Annotated in this window: 15 protein-coding genes; 5 read left to right on the top strand and 10 right to left on the bottom strand. The window is 68.1% G+C overall.

The window, feature by feature from the left end; genetic code table 11:
- Nucleotides 1–11: 11 nt before the first annotated feature.
- Complete coding sequence (locus F3J15_RS16915) at nt 12–1,211, bottom strand: amidohydrolase family protein (RefSeq protein WP_166892753.1); 1,200 nt, start codon at nt 1,209–1,211, stop codon at nt 12–14.
- Nucleotides 1,212–1,675: 464 nt separating this feature from the next.
- Between F3J15_RS16915 and F3J15_RS16910 the strand changes: the two genes are divergently transcribed.
- Nucleotides 1,676–2,323 carry a glycine zipper 2TM domain-containing protein gene (locus F3J15_RS16910; RefSeq protein WP_166892750.1) on the top strand — a complete coding sequence of 216 codons (648 nt, stop codon included), beginning with the start codon at nt 1,676–1,678 and terminating at the stop codon, nt 2,321–2,323.
- Between the two features lie 226 nt (nt 2,324–2,549).
- Here the strand turns inward: F3J15_RS16910 and F3J15_RS16905 are convergent, their stop codons facing one another.
- The 3 genes from F3J15_RS16905 to F3J15_RS16895 form a co-directional block, all read right to left on the bottom strand.
- Nucleotides 2,550–3,941, bottom strand: a complete 1,392-nt coding sequence (locus F3J15_RS16905) for an amino acid permease (RefSeq protein WP_089433510.1) — start codon at nt 3,939–3,941, stop codon at nt 2,550–2,552.
- 106 nt (nt 3,942–4,047) lie between these two features.
- Nucleotides 4,048–5,298 carry an FAD-binding oxidoreductase gene (locus tag F3J15_RS16900; RefSeq protein WP_166892747.1) on the bottom strand — a complete coding sequence of 417 codons (1,251 nt, stop codon included), beginning with the start codon at nt 5,296–5,298 and terminating at the stop codon, nt 4,048–4,050.
- A 30-nt stretch (nt 5,299–5,328) separates the two neighbouring features.
- The gene (locus tag F3J15_RS16895) at nt 5,329–5,682 is read right to left on the bottom strand and encodes a RidA family protein (protein WP_043186509.1); all 354 of its coding nucleotides are present in this window, start codon (nt 5,680–5,682) and stop codon (nt 5,329–5,331) included.
- A 296-nt stretch (nt 5,683–5,978) separates the two neighbouring features.
- Here F3J15_RS16895 and F3J15_RS16890 point away from each other — a divergent pair, with 296 nt between their 5' ends.
- Entirely contained in the window at nt 5,979–6,614 is a 636-nt protein-coding gene (locus F3J15_RS16890; protein WP_166892744.1) for an XRE family transcriptional regulator, read from the top strand.
- A gap of 143 nt (nt 6,615–6,757) precedes the next feature.
- Complete coding sequence (locus tag F3J15_RS16885; RefSeq protein ID WP_166892741.1) at nt 6,758–7,267, top strand: GNAT family N-acetyltransferase; 510 nt, start codon at nt 6,758–6,760, stop codon at nt 7,265–7,267.
- Here the strand turns inward: F3J15_RS16885 and F3J15_RS16880 are convergent.
- Nucleotides 7,251–7,529, bottom strand: a complete 279-nt coding sequence (locus tag F3J15_RS16880) for a hypothetical protein (protein WP_166892669.1) — start codon at nt 7,527–7,529, stop codon at nt 7,251–7,253. The genes F3J15_RS16885 and F3J15_RS16880 overlap by 17 nt on opposite strands.
- A gap of 231 nt (nt 7,530–7,760) precedes the next feature.
- A complete protein-coding gene (locus F3J15_RS16875) occupies nt 7,761–8,336 on the bottom strand; it encodes a hypothetical protein (protein WP_166892739.1) in 576 nt (191 codons plus the stop codon).
- A 450-nt stretch (nt 8,337–8,786) separates the two neighbouring features.
- Between F3J15_RS16875 and F3J15_RS16870 the strand changes: the two genes are divergently transcribed.
- A complete protein-coding gene (locus tag F3J15_RS16870) occupies nt 8,787–10,145 on the top strand; it encodes an aspartate aminotransferase family protein (RefSeq protein ID WP_166892736.1) in 1,359 nt (452 codons plus the stop codon).
- Between the two features lie 144 nt (nt 10,146–10,289).
- Here the strand turns inward: F3J15_RS16870 and F3J15_RS16865 are convergent, their stop codons facing one another.
- Nucleotides 10,290–11,465: a M20 aminoacylase family protein gene (locus F3J15_RS16865; RefSeq protein ID WP_166892733.1), complete on the bottom strand. Its 1,176-nt coding sequence runs from the start codon at nt 11,463–11,465 to the stop codon at nt 10,290–10,292.
- A gap of 49 nt (nt 11,466–11,514) precedes the next feature.
- Nucleotides 11,515–12,747: a diaminopropionate ammonia-lyase gene (locus F3J15_RS16860; RefSeq protein WP_089448680.1), complete on the bottom strand. Its 1,233-nt coding sequence runs from the start codon at nt 12,745–12,747 to the stop codon at nt 11,515–11,517.
- Between the two features lie 158 nt (nt 12,748–12,905).
- On the opposite strand from F3J15_RS16860, the gene F3J15_RS16855 reads away from it, so the two are divergent.
- Nucleotides 12,906–13,382: an Lrp/AsnC family transcriptional regulator gene (locus tag F3J15_RS16855; RefSeq protein WP_039340400.1), complete on the top strand. Its 477-nt coding sequence runs from the start codon at nt 12,906–12,908 to the stop codon at nt 13,380–13,382.
- A 70-nt stretch (nt 13,383–13,452) separates the two neighbouring features.
- Here the strand turns inward: F3J15_RS16855 and F3J15_RS16850 are convergent, their stop codons facing one another.
- Together F3J15_RS16850 and F3J15_RS16845 are read right to left on the bottom strand one after the other, a co-directional pair.
- Nucleotides 13,453–15,177 (bottom strand): tannase/feruloyl esterase family alpha/beta hydrolase, encoded by a 1,725-nt coding sequence (locus tag F3J15_RS16850; RefSeq protein ID WP_166892730.1) that lies wholly within the window; start codon nt 15,175–15,177, stop codon nt 13,453–13,455.
- A gap of 33 nt (nt 15,178–15,210) precedes the next feature.
- Nucleotides 15,211–16,359 carry a porin gene (locus F3J15_RS16845; protein ID WP_166892726.1) on the bottom strand — a complete coding sequence of 383 codons (1,149 nt, stop codon included), beginning with the start codon at nt 16,357–16,359 and terminating at the stop codon, nt 15,211–15,213.
- Nucleotides 16,360–16,367 lie beyond the last annotated feature (8 nt).

Raw genomic sequence — 16,367 nt, 5'->3', positions numbered from 1 at the left:
GGTCGGGTCGGTCAGCGCGTGAAGCGCAGCGCGGGAGCGAACGGCGCGCCGGTGTCGCTTTCACCGCGACGGAACACCCAGCGCTCGGCCGGCACGCCCGCGACGGCCGCCGCCGCATTCGGCGCACGCACCGCGACGAACGTCGCATCGCAGCCGACTGCAATTCCGTAGTTATCCTTTCCGATCACGCGCGCGCCGGCGTGAGTCGCCATGTCGAGCGCGATACCGAGCGCTGCGTCGGTGTAGAAGCCCGACCGGTAGCCGACCATCATCGCGCGCTGCAGCATGTCGCCGTTGCCGTACGGCCACCATGCGTCGCGGATGTTGTCGTTGCCCGCGAACACGTGCACGCCCGCGTCGCGCAGCGCTTGCACCGGCGGAAACGCGCAGTCGCCCGGCGCATTCGTCAGGATCGACACGCCGGCTTCGGCCAATGCCGCCGCCGTGCGCTGCACGTCGTCATCGCTCACCTGGCCGAGCGCATACGCATGGCTCACGTTCACACGACCGCCGAGCCCCGCCGCGCGCGTGCGCGCCGCGATCCGCAGCAGCTGCGCGATGCCCGTTTCACCGGGCTCGTGCAGGTGGATGTCGATCTTCGCGCCGCGCTTCTCGGCGATGCCGAACACGATGTCGAGCTGGCCGTCCGCATCGCCGTCGAGCGTCGTCGGGTCGATCCCGCCGACCACGTCCGCGCCTTCGCGCACGGCCGCATCGAGAATCTCGGCGGTGCCGGGGCACGACACAACGCCCGCCTGCGGAAACGCGACGAGTTCGATATCGACGATCCCGCGCCATTGCTCGCGCGCGGCCATCACGGCCCGCAGGTTCGACAGGCCCGTGGTTGCATCGACGTCGACGTGGCTGCGCATCGCGACCGTGCCGAATGCGGCGGCCTGCGCGATCAGCGCATTCGCGCGCTCGACGATTGGCGGCGCGCCCGCGAGCTGCCGCTTCTCGACCGCGAGCCGCTCGCGCAGCGTGCCGACCGGTTCGTGCGGCACCCAGCGATCGCCAACGAAGCTCTTGTCGAGATGGATGTGGCCGTCGACGAAGCCGGGCAGCACGACGCGACCGTCGAGGTCGATCGTTTCCGCGCCGGGTGCGGGGGCGCAATCGGCGCCGATCGCGGCAAAGCGGCCGTCACGGACGACGAGGTGGATGGGCTGGCCGCCGGCGTCGACGGCGTTGATGAAGATACGATCGGTCATGGCTCGGAATGTGGGGCGGTCGCGACACGTCACCGGCGCGGACAGGGGAAGGCACCGCAGCCGGCACGGCGCGACCGTTGGCAGGGAATCCGGCCACGATATCGGACGCCGTCGCCCGAGGCCAATTAAATGTCGCGATGCCGCGCATTCGATTTCGCGATGCGCCGCGCGCGCGGCCGCCGGGCCTGGCATGGCGATGGGGCGGGATCGCGGGGAAACTGGCGAAGAAGCCGATGGCCGCGCAGCATCTGCATCGCCGGAATACGGGCCTCCGGAAGCCGTGTCGCGCCCTTGCCGGGCGTCGCTTCCGCGCCCCGCCGGGGCGGCGATTTACGCGGCAACAGACTTTACACGTTGTTACCCGGCCGCACCGGACGCGCCTTCGGCCATTCCTTATACTCACGCCGAGTTCGCCACCCGTCCCGGCATTCGTCGGCGAACCCGTTGCCGATGCAGGAAACATCATGATGCGCATGCCTTCCACGAAGACCGTTCTGTTCGCCTCGCTCGTCGCCGTCGCGGCGCTTCCGCTGACCGCCTGCGTCGCGCCGGGTTACTACGGCACGCAGCCGGGGTATCCGCAGCAACAGCAATACGCAACGCCCGGCTATGCACAGCCCGCGTATTCTCAACCGGGCTACGTGCAGCAGCAACAGCCGTATCCGAACCAGGCGCCGCAACCGTACGATCAGTATGGCAACCAGCAGCAATACGGGTCGCAGCCGTATGACCAGTACGGCAATCAGCAGCAATACGGCAACGGCTACGGCACGCAGTACGGCACGGTCACGAACATCCAGCCGGTCAACGGCTCGGTCGGCCCGTCGGGCGTCGCCGGCACCGTCGTCGGTGCGCTGGTCGGCGGCCTGGTGGGCAACCAGTTCGGCCGCGGTCACGGCCGCGATGCGGCCACCGTGATCGGTGCGCTCGGCGGTGCGGTGGCCGGCAACCAGATCGGCCAGCAGATGGGCGCCGCACAAGGCCCGAGCAGCTACCGGATCGACGTGCAGGTCAGCGACGGCTCGATGCGCTCGTTCGACGTGCAGTCGCCGGGCAACCTGCGTCCGGGCGATCGCGTGCAGATCAACGGCAATCAGCTCGCGCGTTATTGATTCGGATGCGGTGCGCCTGACCTGATCGGGCGCATCGTCGTGCGCTCGACGTCGGGCACCGGTTCGGCGCGACGGCGCGCCTGCTTCACGTCCCCCCTCATTCTTCGTGCCCGCGCGGCGCGCATGATGCGCCGCCGACACTTCCGCAGCGCGACGCACTCGCCTTCAGTGCGCCCCGTCGCACAACCTCTGCCCCGCACCAATAGCCGCGCCCCGCGCATCGCCGTCACACACGTTCGACGCCGAGTCCGACACGTGTCGACCGCGCAGCCGCCTGCAGGTGCCGCGAACGCCGGTAGATGATCGCCATCAACGCCATCACCGCCGCGCCGGCATACAGCGACCCGCGCGTCGACGGATCGACGCCGAGCATCACGAACACGAACGCGACGAACACGAGGCAGATCCACGACGTGACCGACGCATACGGCATACGGAACGCCACCGTCTCGCCGCGTGCGGCCAGCGCGCGCCGGAACCGCATGTGGGTCAGCACGATCATCGCCCAGATCACCGCCACGTCGAACGACAGGAACGACATCAGCCAGCCGAACACGCGCGCGGGAATCACATAGTTCAGCACCACGCCGACCGACATGAACAGCACAGTCGCCCGCACCGCACGCGACGGCGACCCGCTCGCGCTCAGCGCCGCGAACGATGCGGGCGCGAGACCATTGCCGGCCATGCTCGACAGCATGCGCGCGCCGCTGAACACGATGCAGTTGAAGCTCGACAACGCGGCCGTCACCACCACGAAGTTGACGATGCCGGCCGCCTGCCGCAGCCCGAGCGATTCGAACGTCGTCACGAACGGGCTGCCATGCTCGCCAAGCTCGTGCCACGGGTACAGCGCCATGATGATGAACAGCGCGCCGACGTAGAAGATCAGGATGCGCCACAGCACCGAGTTGATCGCGCGCGGAATCATCTTCTGCGGCTCGCGCGCCTCGCCGGCCGTGAGGCCGATCATCTCGACGCCCGCGAACGAATACGCGACGATCGGCAGCGCGCTCACGACCCCAAGCACGCCATGCGGAAACACACCGCCGTGGCGCCACAGGTTCGACAGGCCGACGGGCTCGCCGCCATGGCCGATCCCGGTGAACACGATCAGCGCGCCACCCGCGATCATCAGCACGATCGTCACGACCTTCACGATCGCGAACCAGAATTCCAGTTCGCCGTACACCTTCACGTTGAGCAGGTTGAACGCCGAGATCGCGGCGATCGCCGATACGACCCACAGCCACTGCGGCACATCCGGAAACCAGAAGCCCATGTAGATGCCGATGGCGGTCGTCTCCGCGACGCCGACGCCGACCATCAGCAGCCAGTAGCTCCAGCCGACCACGTAGCCGGCGAACGGCCCGACGTATTCGAACGCATACGCACCGAACGAGCCGGACACCGGCCGGTGCACGGCCATCTCGCCGAGCGCGCGCATGATCAGGAAGATCATCGCGCCGCCGATCAGGTAGGCGACGAGCGCGCCGGGCCCGGCCGCCTTGATCGCGGACGCCGAGCCGAGGAACAGGCCGACGCCGATGGCCATGCCGAGGGCCATGAACGAAATCTGGCGCGCGCCGAGTTCGCGCCGCATCGTGTGCTGTTGCATGTTGTCTCCAGTCGTTGATCGTCGCGGCGAGCCGGATCGGCCGGCCGCTGGATGGAGCGGCCGGCGTCGTGTGCCGGCCGCCCTGCTGCTGCGCACGGTCGCCGGTTCAGCGGCCGTGCAGAAAGCGTTCGACGCGAAACGGCGCCGGGTCGACGAACGGCTGCGTGCCGGTCATCAGGTCGGCGACCAGCCGGCCGGTCACGGGGCCGAGCGTGAAGCCGTGATGCGCATGCCCGAACGCGAACCACAGATCGCGGTGGCGCGGCGCCGGCCCAATGACGGGCAGCATGTCGGGCGTGCACGGCCGGCGGCCGAGCCACGGCGTGCCGTCGACGCGTGCGCCGAGCGGAAACAGCTCGCGCGCGACCGGTTCGACGGCATCGAGCTGGGTGGGCGTCGGCGGCGTATCGCAAAGCCCGAGCTCGACACCGGTCGTCAGGCGGATGCCGCGCGTCATCGGCGTGATCAGGAAGCCGCTGTCGGCATCGAGCACGGGCCCGTTCAGCCGCGCGCCCGGCTGCGCTGCATAGTGCATGTGATAGCCGCGCTTGACCGCGAGCGGCAGCGTGTAGCCGAGCCGTTCGCACAGCAGGTCCGACCACGGCCCGAGCGCGACGACCGCCGCGCGCGCGTCGACCGGGCCTTGCGCGGTGTCGACGCGCCAGCCGTTCGCGGCGGACAGCGTCAGCGCATCGCCGGTCAGGATGCGGCCGCCGAGTTGCTCGAAGTGGCGCGCATACGCGGTCACGAGTGCATTCGGATCGCTGATCGAATCGGAGCCCGTGTAGCGCAGCGCGCCGACCAGCGCGCGGCTCAGGTTCGGCTCGGCGTCGCGCAGCGCGGCCGCATCGAGCGCGTCGAAGGTCACGCCGTATTCGGCGCGCCAGCGCTCGGCATCGCGCGTTTCGGCATCGCGCGTCGCGGCCGTGCGGAACACCTTCAGCCAGCCGCCTTCGCGCAGCAATGCGCCGGCGCCGGCCGCGTCGATCAGCGCGCGATGCTCGGTCACGCAGTGTTCGATCAGCGGCGCATACGCGCGCGCGATCTCCGCATGGCGCGCCGGATGCGAGTTGCGCCAGTAGCGGTACAGGAACGGAATCAGTTTCGGCAGCGCGCCGACGTGATAGCGGACGTCGGGCGAGCGGTTGCACGCGTATTTCAGCAGCGTGCCGAAGCCGCGCGGAAACGCATACGGATACACGCCTTCGCGCTGGATCAGCCCGGCATTGCCGAGCGATGTCTCGTTGCCGGGCGCCTGGCGGTCGACGAGCGCGACCGACAGGCCGCGCTGTTGCAGATGAACGGCGACGGACACGCCGATCATGCCGCCGCCCAGGACGAGCGTGTCGTATGTCATCGGGAATTCCTCGGGCGGGTGGTGCCGGCGTCAGGCGAGCGCGGTCACGGCGATCTCGACGTCGAGACCGGGCTTCATCAGCAACGCCTGCACGCACGCGCGGGTCGGCGCGTGGCCGGCCGGCACCCAGGCGTCCCACACCGCATTGAACGCGTCGAAGTGCGCGGCATCGCTGAGCCACACGTTAGCCGTCAGCACGCGCGTCTTGTCGACGCCGGCGGATGCGAGCAACGCATCGATGCGCGTGAGGATTTCGGTCGCCTGGACGGCGATCGGCGCGCCGGCCGTATCGGGCACCTGGCCGGCCAGGTGGACGAAGCCGTTCGCGATCACGACCTGGCTCATGCGTGCGCCGGTCTGCAGACGTTTGATTTCACTGGACATGAGGGTTTGCACCTTCGCGGGGCCGGCCGCGACCGGCCGGGAAAATAAATGGCTGGGAAAGCCGCTGCCGTGTGCGGAATCGTCGGGCAACCGCCGCACGGGCGAGCTGCGCCGATGCGCACACGTGTCGTTCACGCCGGCCGCACCGGCCCCGCGAGTTTCGCGCCGTCCGATGCTAGAGTGGCCGTCACGCCCACCGTCGGCGATTTCGACGAAAATTATCATATACGAGAAAATTTATTCTCGTATACGACAAAACCCGTATTCACGCCACGTCCGTCGCGCCCCGTATCCGCATGCCCAAATCCACCGTCCCCGTTCCGCCGCCCACCGACGCTGCGCCGCAGCTCGACCACCAGACGGTCGGCGCGCGGCTGCGCGACGCGCGCAAGTCGCGCGGCCTGACGCTCGCGCAACTATCCGAGCGCTCCGGTATCGCGGTGTCGACGATTTCGAAGGCCGAGCGCGGCGACATCGCGCTCACCTACGACAAGTTCGCGGCGCTTACGCATGCGCTCGCGCTCGACTTCGACACGATGTTCGGCCGACCCGCGCCGGCCGGCGCGATGACCCCGTCGTTCACGCCGGCCGGCCAGCAGATGGTGTACGACACGCCGAACTATGCGTATGGGATGCTCGCGAACGACCTGACCGGCAAGCGGATGGTGCCCGTGCGCGGGCGGATCCATGCGCGCAAGCTGTCGGACTTCGCCGACTACATCCGGCACAGCGGCGAGGAGTTCGTGTTCGTGCTGAGCGGCGAGCTGGAGCTGCGTTTCGAGAACGGCCATGCATACCGGCTCGGCGCCGGCGACAGCCTGTATTTCGACAGCGCGGTCGGGCACGTGTACCTGAGCCTCGGCGACACCGATGCCGAGGTGCTCGCGTGCTGCGTCGACGGCGATGGCAGGCGGCCGCGCGACGCGATCTGACGATCTGGCGATCTGCATTCGATCACGCGGCGGTGTCGAACGCCGCCACGCGACACCGGGATTCCTATTACGATAAGGGTGATGCATCCTGCGGCCCCAGCGGCTCGCGCCGGCATGCACGACCTTCAACCGGAACGCCCCCGATGACGATCACCACCCGCCTGCTCGATGCGGCCGACGCCGCCCGTTTCCAGACCGTTCGCCTGCGTGCGGTCGACACCGCTCCCACCTCCTTCCTGCCGACGCTCGACGAAGAATCGCAGGTGCCGGTCGACGAATTCGCGACGCGCATCACGCCGACTCGTGAACGCGCAGTGTTCGGCGCGTTCGACGGCGATACGCTCGTCGGCATCACGGGCGTACGCCGCGATGCGCGCGTGAAGATCGCGCACAAGGCGACGATCTGGGGCGTGTTCGTCGATCCCGCGTATCGCGGGCAAGGCATCGCGCAAACGCTGCTCGAAAGCGCGACCGCGCACGCGGCGCAGGAATGGGACTGCAAGCAACTGATGCTGTGCGTGAACGAGGTCAACGCCACCGCGGAGCGGCTGTATGCATCGCAGGGGTTCGTGCGGTTCGGTACGGAACCGCGCTCGATGTGCGTCAATGGCCGCTTCTACGACGAACACCACATGGTCAAGACGCTCGGTTAACGCGTTCGAGCCGGTGTTCGCGCGCATCGACCGAGCGAGCGCGAACGCTCTTCTCGTCCACGCGCCACGTTACCGCTTGTCTGTAATCGTCGTGTTGACGGCCTGCCCGGCGATCGTCACGTCTCAGGTGGAACGTGACGATGCTCCGCAGCACGATCGGCCCAGCGCAATAGCCGTTGCCGGACGGCACGACGACCCGGCCGCCGCCTTCGTGGCAGCACGCGTCGATCTCCGCGAGAAACGCCGGGCGCGAATCGAACACGCCGGACGCGTGGATCACGATTTATACGTCGTCGTACCATCAAGCTCAGTCCAGGCGTGATCGACGCCCTGCATGCATTTGTCGCTTACCTGTTTTTACTGAATCAATGGCCCAGATGTGTGCGCACACTCACATTCGAGTCGAGGGTCTTTGAGATATGTTGTCGTATGTTTATGCGCAAAAACTTCAACTAGAAATCCCCCGGCCGACGTCGTCAGCCGAGGCGAACGCCTACTCGCCGGCCACCGCGACTGCCCCCGTCACTGGCTCGCGTCCCGCCGAAGCAACCGGCTCGAACATCAGCACCAGATCGCCGCGATAAGGCCCGTTGGCCGACGCTGCCCCGCCGCTGGCCGGCGCTTTTGCACTGATCTTCAGCGTGCGGGTTTCGTCGTAGCCGTCAAAGCCGTCGTGCGCGGGCTTGGCCAGCGTGAGCATACGAGCGCCATCGGACGCGATTTCCGCATCGCCCGCATTACCCGTCAGCAGAACCTTCGCGTTGACCAGATCGTCGTGGCCGTTCGACAGTCGCAGCGGCTGCAGCAGCGTGACGTTGATATCGGGATTCGTCGTGCGGACGCGAATCGGCAGCGCCGCGGCAAACGTCTGCTGCCGGGCGTCCGTCGCGTTCAGTTCGACCACGCCGTACGCGGCGTTGTCCGGATTCGACACGAACAGGCTGTCGCCGATATACGCGGTCAGCGTGATCTTCTTGACGACCGCCTGCGGCGACGCCGGGCCTGCGTGAGCGATGCCGGCCAATGCACCGCACGCGACGAGTGCAGCCAGCTGTTTTCCGATCTTCATGGTGTCGTTCCGCGTTTCGAATGGTTGATATGCGAGCACCCGATTCCGCCATCGCCCCAAAATCCGGAATTCCTTTATCCCGAAATTCACCGGCAATATCCCCGTGGAATTCGATATGCCCTGCCGTATGCGTGCGCGATCGCGTCGGCCGAATGCCATCGCATCGCGTAACGGATTCGCCTGTCAGCCCATTCCGGCCTGCTTGGGCGCCTCCCTCGCGCTACGGCACACAATCACGATAGGTCGCGAAAAGCCCATTAAAAATCCATGGAAACCTTCACGATTCTTTTCGGTTTCCATTTACCAGTGCCATCTCCAAATCAAATAAAGCACGCTCGCCCATTGCTCGACTATCCGGCGGGCGCCCATCCGCCTCCGTAATTCCGCCCCTGTTCATCCCCCCACCGCCCGCGCTATCGTTTCCGTACCTTCACAGCCCAGGAGTTGCCTTTGCCTTCCCGCCACGGAGTCGACCTCATCCGCGCCCGCGCACTGTTCGATCGCGAGCGCCGTGCATTCACCGAAGCCATGCCGATCTCCCGCGCCCTGTCCGCGGAAGCGTCGGAGCACTTGCTGTTCGGCGTGCCGTTGCACTGGATGCAGGACTGGTCGACGCCGTTCTCGCTGTACGTGAAGGAAGCACGCGGCGCGACGTTCACCGACGTCGACGGCCATCGCTACGTGGACTTCTGCCTCGGCGACACCGGCGCGATGTTCGGCCATGCGCCCGAACCCGTCGCGCGTGCACTCGTCGAGCAGGCCACGCGCGGCTACACGACGATGCTGCCGAGCGAGGACGCCACGTGGGTGTCGCGCGAACTCGCGCGCCGCTTCAGGCTGCCGGTCTGGCAGTTCGCATTGAGCGCGAGCGACGCGAACCGCTTCGTGCTGCGCTGGGCGCGCGCGGCCACCGGCCGCAAGACGATCGTGGTGTTCAACGGCTGCTATCACGGCACCGTCGACGACGTGTTCGTCGATCTCGTCGATGGCCGCCCCGTGCAGCGCGACAGCCTGCTCGGGCAGTCGTACGACCTGCTCGCGAACACGCGCGTCGTCGAATTCAACGACCTCGCCGCGCTCGAAGCGGCGCTGAAAGACGGCGATGTCGCCTGCGTGCTCGCCGAGCCCGCGATGACGAACATCGGGATGGTGCTGCCCGATCCGGGCTTCTGGGAGGCGGCACGCGAACTGACGCGCCGCTACGGCACGCTGCTCGTGATCGACGAAACGCACACGATCAGCAGCGGCCCGGGCGGCTACGCGGTCGCGCACGATCTCGAGCCGGACATGCTGGTAGTCGGCAAGCCGATCGCGGGCGGCGTGCCGTGCGCGGTGTACGGGTTCAGCGCGGAATGTGCCGAACGCGCGAAGCAGGCGAAGCTGAATGCGCCGCCCGGCCATTCGGGGATCGGCACGACGCTCACCGCAAACATGCTCGCGATGCATGCGATGCGTGCAACGCTCGCCGAAGTGGCGACCGACGCGGCGTATGCGCACATGTTCGAACTCGCCGCGCGGCTGGCGACCGGGCTCGAACAGGCGATCGCGAAGCACGGGCTGCCGTGGTGCGTGACGCGCATCGGCGCGCGCACCGAGTTCCAGTTCGCGCCCGTGCCGCCGCGCAACGGGACGCTCGCCGGCGCGCAGCTCGACAGCGAGCTCGAACACATCGTGCACCTGTACCTGCTGAATCGCGGCGTGCTGATCACGCCGTTCCACAACATGATGCTCGTGTGTCCGCAGACGACGGCCGATGATGTCGATCGGCTCGTCGCGCAGTTCGACGCGTGTCTCGGCGAACTGGTGTGATGGCGTGACATGCGCGGCGGGATGCACGTCGCACGCGTATGGCCGCGATGCGTTGCGGGCGGTGTCGTTTGCGTCGCTCGACGGTGAAACGGCTCGCCGCCCTGCGAGCCGTTTCACGTTGCATGCGAATCGCGCAGCGACGCGCTATGCCACCTGCAACGCCTGCCGCGCCACTTCCGCGAAATACCGCGCGCCGATCGACAGGATCTCGTCGTTGAAGTCGTAGCCCGCGTTATGCAGCGGCACGCCGCCGCGCCCGGCAGCCTCCCCGTTGCCGATGAAGACGAAATTGCCGGGCACCGCCTGCAGGAACGCGCCGAAGTCTTCCGAGATCATCATCGGCTGGACGTTCGCGTCCACGTTCTCCGCACCCGCCACCTGCGCCGCGGCCCGCACGGCCGTGTCGACCCACTCCGGCGAATTCACCGTCGGCGCGAACTCGTGCGTGTACTCGAACGCGCAGGTCGCGCCGTGCGTGCGGCAGATCCCTTCGCTGATCTCGCGCATCCGCGTGGCCAGCAGCGCCTGCACGTCACGCGAATAGCTGCGCGTATCGCCCTTGATCGTCACCGTCGACGGCAGCACGTTGCGCAGCCCGTCGGTGATGAACTCCGTGCACGAGATCACGGCCTGCTGGCCCGGATCGAGATTGCGCGACACGATCGTCTGCAGCGCGAGCACGACCTGCGCGCCGATCACGATCGGATCGATGCCCATGTGCGGGCGCGCCGCGTGCGTGCCGCGCCCATCGATTCGGATCACGAAATTGTCCTCGCTCGCCATGATGCCGCCCGCGCGCGTCGAGAACGTGCCCGCGCGCATCCCCGGCATGTTGTGCGCGCCGAAGATCGCGTCGACCGGAAAGCGCTCGAACAGCCCGTCGGCCATCATCGCCTTCGCGCCACGGCCATGCTCCTCGGCGGGCTGGAAGATGAAACGCACGGTGCCGTCGAAATCCTTGCGCTCGGCCAGCAGCCGCGCGGCGCCGAGCACCATCGACATGTGGCCGTCGTGCCCGCACGCATGCATCTTGCCGGGCGTGCGCGACGCATGTTCGCGGCCGGGCGCGTGCTCGGCGATGTTCAGCGCGTCCATGTCCGCGCGGATGCCGATCGCGCGCTTGCCGGTACCGGCCGTCAGGTTCGCGACGAGCCCCGTGCCGCCGATCCCGCGATGCACGTCGAGCCCGAGCGTCGTCAGGATGCGTGCAACGTAGTCCGACGTGTTCACCTCTTCGAACCCCGTCTCCGGATGCTGGTGCAGATGGCGGCGCCAGGTCTTCAGTTGCCCCTGCAGCGTGCTTTCTTCGGTTGCGTCCATGGCGTTGGCCTCGTCAGTCGTGGTCGATCGTAGTCAGTCGGGATGTCGCTCAGGCCGCCACTGCCGCGCGGTCCAGCCAGGCGCGCTGCCGCGCGAGCACGGCGTCGGCCGTCTCGCCGACGCAGTTCCGGTACACGGAGGGCGCCGTCGCGCCTTCCGTATTGATCGCCAGCACGCGCGAGTGCGCATCGAGCCCCACCTGCCGCGCGAGCGCAGGGTCGCGCATCAGCACGTCGAGCCCCGCGACGCCGGCCGCACCCGATTCGCCGGCCACGAGCGGCACATCGCGAACGCTGCCGGCCGCGAGGCCGCGCATCGCCTGCACCGCGTCTTCATCGTCGATCAGCATGAAGTAGTCGATGCACATCTCGAGGAAATCCCACGCGAGCGGCGACGCCTCACCGCACGCGAGCCCGGCCATCACGGAATCGACGCTGCCGGTCGCCCTGGACGCGCGCCCCGCGAGCGCACTCTGGTACAGGCAGTCGGCCTGGCGCGGCTCGACGACGATGAAATGCGGCCGCTGCACGCCGTCGCGCTCCCACAGGTAACTCGCGACACCCGCGGCGAGGCCGCCCACGCCGCCCTGCAGCAGCACGTGCGTGAACGGCCGCCCGTCGTCCTGCGCCGCCTGCGCGGCAGCCTCGGCGGCAATCACGCCATAGCCCTGCATCACGTCGCGCGGAATCGCTTCGTAGCCGTCGTACGACGTATCCGACACGACATACCAGCCGTTCGCCTGCGCAAGCTGCGCCGCGCAGACGACCGACTCGTCGTAGTTCCCCTCGATGCGCACGATCCGCGCGCCGTACGCGGAGATCGCACGTTCGCGCTCGGCGTCGACGTTCGCGTGCAGCACGATCACGCACCCGCAGCCGATCGCACGCGCGGCAGCGGCGAGCGCGCGGCCGTGATTGCCGTCGGTCGCGCTGATCACCGTCAGGTCGGCCAGCTCCGCCGCGTAGCGGCCGGTGACGAGCCCTTGCGGATCGAGATCCTGCGTGCGTCGCAGGCGCTTCACGAGCCGCACCAGCGCGATCGGCGCGCCGAGCGCCTTGAAGCTGCCGAGCGGCGAGCGGCACGACTCGTCCTTCACGCTGACGCTCGCGACGCCGAGCCGCGCGGCAAGATCCGGCAGCGCGCGCAGCGGCGTGCGCGCGTTGCCGACGAGCGGCCAGTGCGACAGCCACGCGCCGCTTTCGTCGGCCGATGCGATGTTCATCACGCGGCGCAGCGCGTGGGGATAAGCGGTGCGCGAGGCGCGGGGGTTGGCGATCAGCATGGCGGGCAGCACTCCAAGAGTCGGTTCGGGTCGGGCGCGCACGGGTTGCGCGCGCCGCCGGTTCGAAAAATAATATTGCGCACACGGGTCAATAAAATCGCCAATTCGGTAGCCGTCACGCAAAAATTTCTCATTCTTTCGAGGCTTCACGCGCCATCATGACCACCCCACTCGATGCGTTCGATCGCAAGCTGCTGATGGAAATCCAGCGCGACGCGCAGACGCCGCAAAGCGAACTCGGCGCGCGCGTCAACCTGTCGACCGCGGCCGTGAACCGGCGCCTGAAGCGTCTCGCGGACGACGGCGTGATCGAGCGCTACACGGCCGTCGTCGCACCGGACAAGGTCGATCACCCGCTGACGATCGTCGTCAACGTCGAGGTCGAAAGCGAGCAGATCGACCAGCTCGACGCGATGAAGCGCACCTTCGAGCGCTGCCCGCAGATCCAGCAGTGCTACTACGTGACGGGGGAGTGGGATTTCGTGCTGATCCTGGCCGTGCGCAACATGGATCAGTACAACGCGCTCACGCGTGAGCTGTTCTTCGCGAACAACAACGTGAAGCGGTTCAAGACGCTGGTGAGCATGAGCCGCGTGAAGGTCGGGCTCGAGGTGCCGGTCGAACCGGGCGAGTGAGTGAGCGGTTGCACACAGGAGGCGACCCGGCGCGCGATAGTGCACCGGCCGCCTCCCATCGACGGCTACGTCAGCGGCAGCTGAAGCTCGCCGCCGAATTCAGGTCGCCTGACCCGTTGTAGCGCGCCACCTGCGGGTACGGGCACAACGGCCGCGTACGCCCCGCGCCCCATGACGCGGGCACGTCCGCATTCGGCACCGCGTTCGTCGCATCGCGCGCGGTGGCCACCACCGCATTGGGCGCCTGCCCCTGCTCGACCCAGGCCACGAGCGGCGTCAGCAGGTCGAACTGGTCGGCCGCCGGCCCGCCCGAGCAGTGGTTCATCCCCGGCACCGGATAGAAGCGCGCGAAATCGGACGCATCGCCGCCGTTCGCCTGCGCAACCCGTGCATACCAGTCACGCGTGTCGTCGAACGAGAACACCGGGTCGCCGGTGCCGTGATAGACCAGCAGCTTCGCCCCGCGCGCCTTCAGCGCGGACAGGTTGGTCTCGTCGGGCGGCGTCATGAACGACCACGCGGATTGCGTGTACACGCCGCTGGTCGCGAAGATCGCCGGCGCATCGTTGTCCATGTCGAAGCCGAGCGCGAAACCGGGCAGGTTCGCGAGCGCCGCGGCGGTTTTCGGCGGCGTCATGAACGTGAACGCCATCGCGGCCGGGTCGAGCACGACGGAATTCGACTGCTTCCACGCGGCCCAGCCAGGGCCCGACACGCCCGGATCGTACGGAAAGCTCGCGTACAGCGCCGTGCCCGCGCTGTTGCGTGCGCCGGTGAACACGTTCTCCAGCGCGGTTTTCTGCGCGGGTGTCAGGCACGATCCTGTCCGCGTGCCGTTCGCGCAGGTCGGAATATCGGTATCGACGCTGAAGTGCGCCTGGCACGCGGCGACGTCCTGCACCATCCCGTCGGCCGCGCCGTCGAGCGCATCGCATTTCTCGAGAATCTTCGCGCCGACGAACTGCCGCTCCGCGTCGGTGAAGCCGCTGCGGATATCCGGCAGCCCGTTCGACCCGGTCGCCGATGCGATCTTCGCGAACTGCTGCGCGCCGTACATCTCGCCGATCGCCGCCTTCGGCAGATGGAAGCCCGGATCGCCCGCGATGATGCCGTCGTAGTCGGCCGGGTTACGCACCGCCGTGACCATCGCATGTCGGCCGCCGTTCGAGCAGCCACCGAAATAGCTGCGGTCGGGCGCTTTGCCGTACGCGAGCCGGATCACCTGCTTCGCCATCGGCGTCAGCGCATCGACCGCGCCGTAGCCATAGTCGATGCGCGCCTGCGGATCGAGGCCGAACAGCGGGTTCTGCGCGGCGCTGTGCCCGGAATCCGAGCTGATCACCGCGAAGCCCTGGTTCAGCGCATCGGTCAGCGGCCCGCCGCCACCGATCTCGCCGGTCGCCGTCACGACGTTGCCGTCGAGCCCGCCGTTCGCCTGGTAGAAGAAGCGGCCGTTCCACGCCTTCGGCAAGCGCATCTCGAAGCCGATCGCATAGGTCTTGCCGTCGACCGTGCTCACGCGCTCGTTCATCTTCCCTTCGATCACGCAATGCTCGGCGATCGGTTTGCCCGCCACCGTGAGTGCGCCCGCGGCCGCGGTCGTCACCGACGTGAACGACGTGTTCGCATACGCGAGCTTCGCGGCGAGCGCGTCGCACGTCTGCGCCATCGCGGCCGGTGTCGCGGCGCTCAGGTGCGTGGGCGCGGCGCTGATCGAATCGTCGCCGCCGCAACCGGCGAGCAGGGCGGCGGCGGACAGCGGCGCAACACAGAGGAATGCAGATTTCCTGTTCAAGATAACTCCCGTTCGGTTCGTCACGCCGGTGAATCAGAACATGTGCCGCACGCCGACCATCGCGCCGAGCTGCCCCATCCCCGCGCCGGGCGTCGTGCCGGGCCCGCCGCCGCTGACCGAGTAGCGCGCATGCGCGCTGTTCCACAGATACGACGATTGCGCATAGACGGCCGTGCGCTTGGTCAGCAGATAGGTCGCGCGCAGCGTGGCCATCGTCGCGCGCGTGTCGTGCGCGCTGTTGACGATCCGGTAGCCTTCGCCGTCGACGATGAAATCGGGCTTCACCGCATACGACGCGCCGACGAAGAACAGGTCCGAATGCGCACCCACCGCGGCCGGCGAACCGGTCGACACGCGCCGCCCGATCCAGCCCGCGCCGATCTTCGCGCCGGCCGCCTGCGCATACGCGCTCACGTGCGTGCGCGCGTCCTTGCCGCCACTGCTGGTGAAGGGAACGGGCGCCACGCCGTCGAAGAAGTTCGCGGCCGCGCCGGTGCCGCCGCGCTGTTCCTCGTACGAGGCCGCCGCACCGAAATACGCGCTGTCGTACTTGAGCATCACCGACCAGTTGCGACACTGCACCGCGTCGCCCGGCACCTGCCCCGCGCACGTGCCCTGCCCCGGCGAGTTGCCGGTGCCCGCGCCGTCGCGGCCGAACGAATACGCGGCGCCGAACGTCACGCCGCGATACGCGCCGACGTAGGTCACCGCGTTGTCGGCGCGGCCGTTCGGCACGTACGCGTCGAACGAGCCGAGCCCGTAGATGTCGGGACCGATGATGTCCGCGCCCTGCAGCGCGAGATAGGTCATCGTGTACTGGCGGCCGAACGCAAGCGTGCCGAAGCCGCTCTTCAGCCCCACGAACGCCTGGCGCCCGAACAACCGGCCGCCCTGCCCGAGATCGCCGCCGCGCACGTTGAAGCCGCTTTCGAGCGTGAACACCGCCTGATAGCCGCCGCCGAGATCCTCGGTGCCGCGCAGCCCCCAGCGCGACGGCAGCTCGCCCGTCACGCCCGGCATCCGCACGACGTGGTCGCCTGCCGCGTTCGCGTGCGACACGAATTCGACGCCCGTGTCGATGATCCCGTACAGCGTCACGCTCGACTGCGCGTGCGCGCCCGGCGCGGCGAGTGCGCAGCACGCGCCGGCGGCCAGCAGGCCGTTCCTGGTTTTCGTCTTCATTGCGTTGC

It is taken from the genome of Burkholderia sp. Ap-955 (assembly GCF_011753045.1).
GTDB lineage: Bacteria > Pseudomonadota > Gammaproteobacteria > Burkholderiales > Burkholderiaceae > Burkholderia > Burkholderia lata_D.
The sequence above is the reverse complement of the archived record's forward strand: the minus strand, read 5'-3'. Positions and strand labels throughout refer to the sequence as shown.

Bases quoted from the DNA above. Each gene is read 5' to 3' on its own strand.
- F3J15_RS16915 (WP_166892753.1), bottom strand. From the start codon at position 1,211: ATGACCGATCGTATCTTCATCAACGCCGTCGACGCCGGCGGCCAGCCC.
- F3J15_RS16910 (WP_166892750.1), top strand. From the start codon at position 1,676: ATGATGCGCATGCCTTCCACGAAGACCGTTCTGTTCGCCTCGCTCGTC.
- F3J15_RS16905 (WP_089433510.1), bottom strand. From the start codon at position 3,941: ATGCAACAGCACACGATGCGGCGCGAACTCGGCGCGCGCCAGATTTCG.
- F3J15_RS16900 (WP_166892747.1), bottom strand. From the start codon at position 5,298: ATGACATACGACACGCTCGTCCTGGGCGGCGGCATGATCGGCGTGTCC.
- F3J15_RS16895 (WP_043186509.1), bottom strand. From the start codon at position 5,682: ATGTCCAGTGAAATCAAACGTCTGCAGACCGGCGCACGCATGAGCCAG.
- F3J15_RS16890 (WP_166892744.1), top strand. From the start codon at position 5,979: ATGCCCAAATCCACCGTCCCCGTTCCGCCGCCCACCGACGCTGCGCCG.
- F3J15_RS16885 (WP_166892741.1), top strand. From the start codon at position 6,758: ATGACGATCACCACCCGCCTGCTCGATGCGGCCGACGCCGCCCGTTTC.
- F3J15_RS16875 (WP_166892739.1), bottom strand. From the start codon at position 8,336: ATGAAGATCGGAAAACAGCTGGCTGCACTCGTCGCGTGCGGTGCATTG.
- F3J15_RS16865 (WP_166892733.1), bottom strand. From the start codon at position 11,465: ATGGACGCAACCGAAGAAAGCACGCTGCAGGGGCAACTGAAGACCTGG.
- F3J15_RS16860 (WP_089448680.1), bottom strand. From the start codon at position 12,747: ATGCTGATCGCCAACCCCCGCGCCTCGCGCACCGCTTATCCCCACGCG.
- F3J15_RS16855 (WP_039340400.1), top strand. From the start codon at position 12,906: ATGACCACCCCACTCGATGCGTTCGATCGCAAGCTGCTGATGGAAATC.
- F3J15_RS16845 (WP_166892726.1), bottom strand. From the start codon at position 16,359: ATGAAGACGAAAACCAGGAACGGCCTGCTGGCCGCCGGCGCGTGCTGC.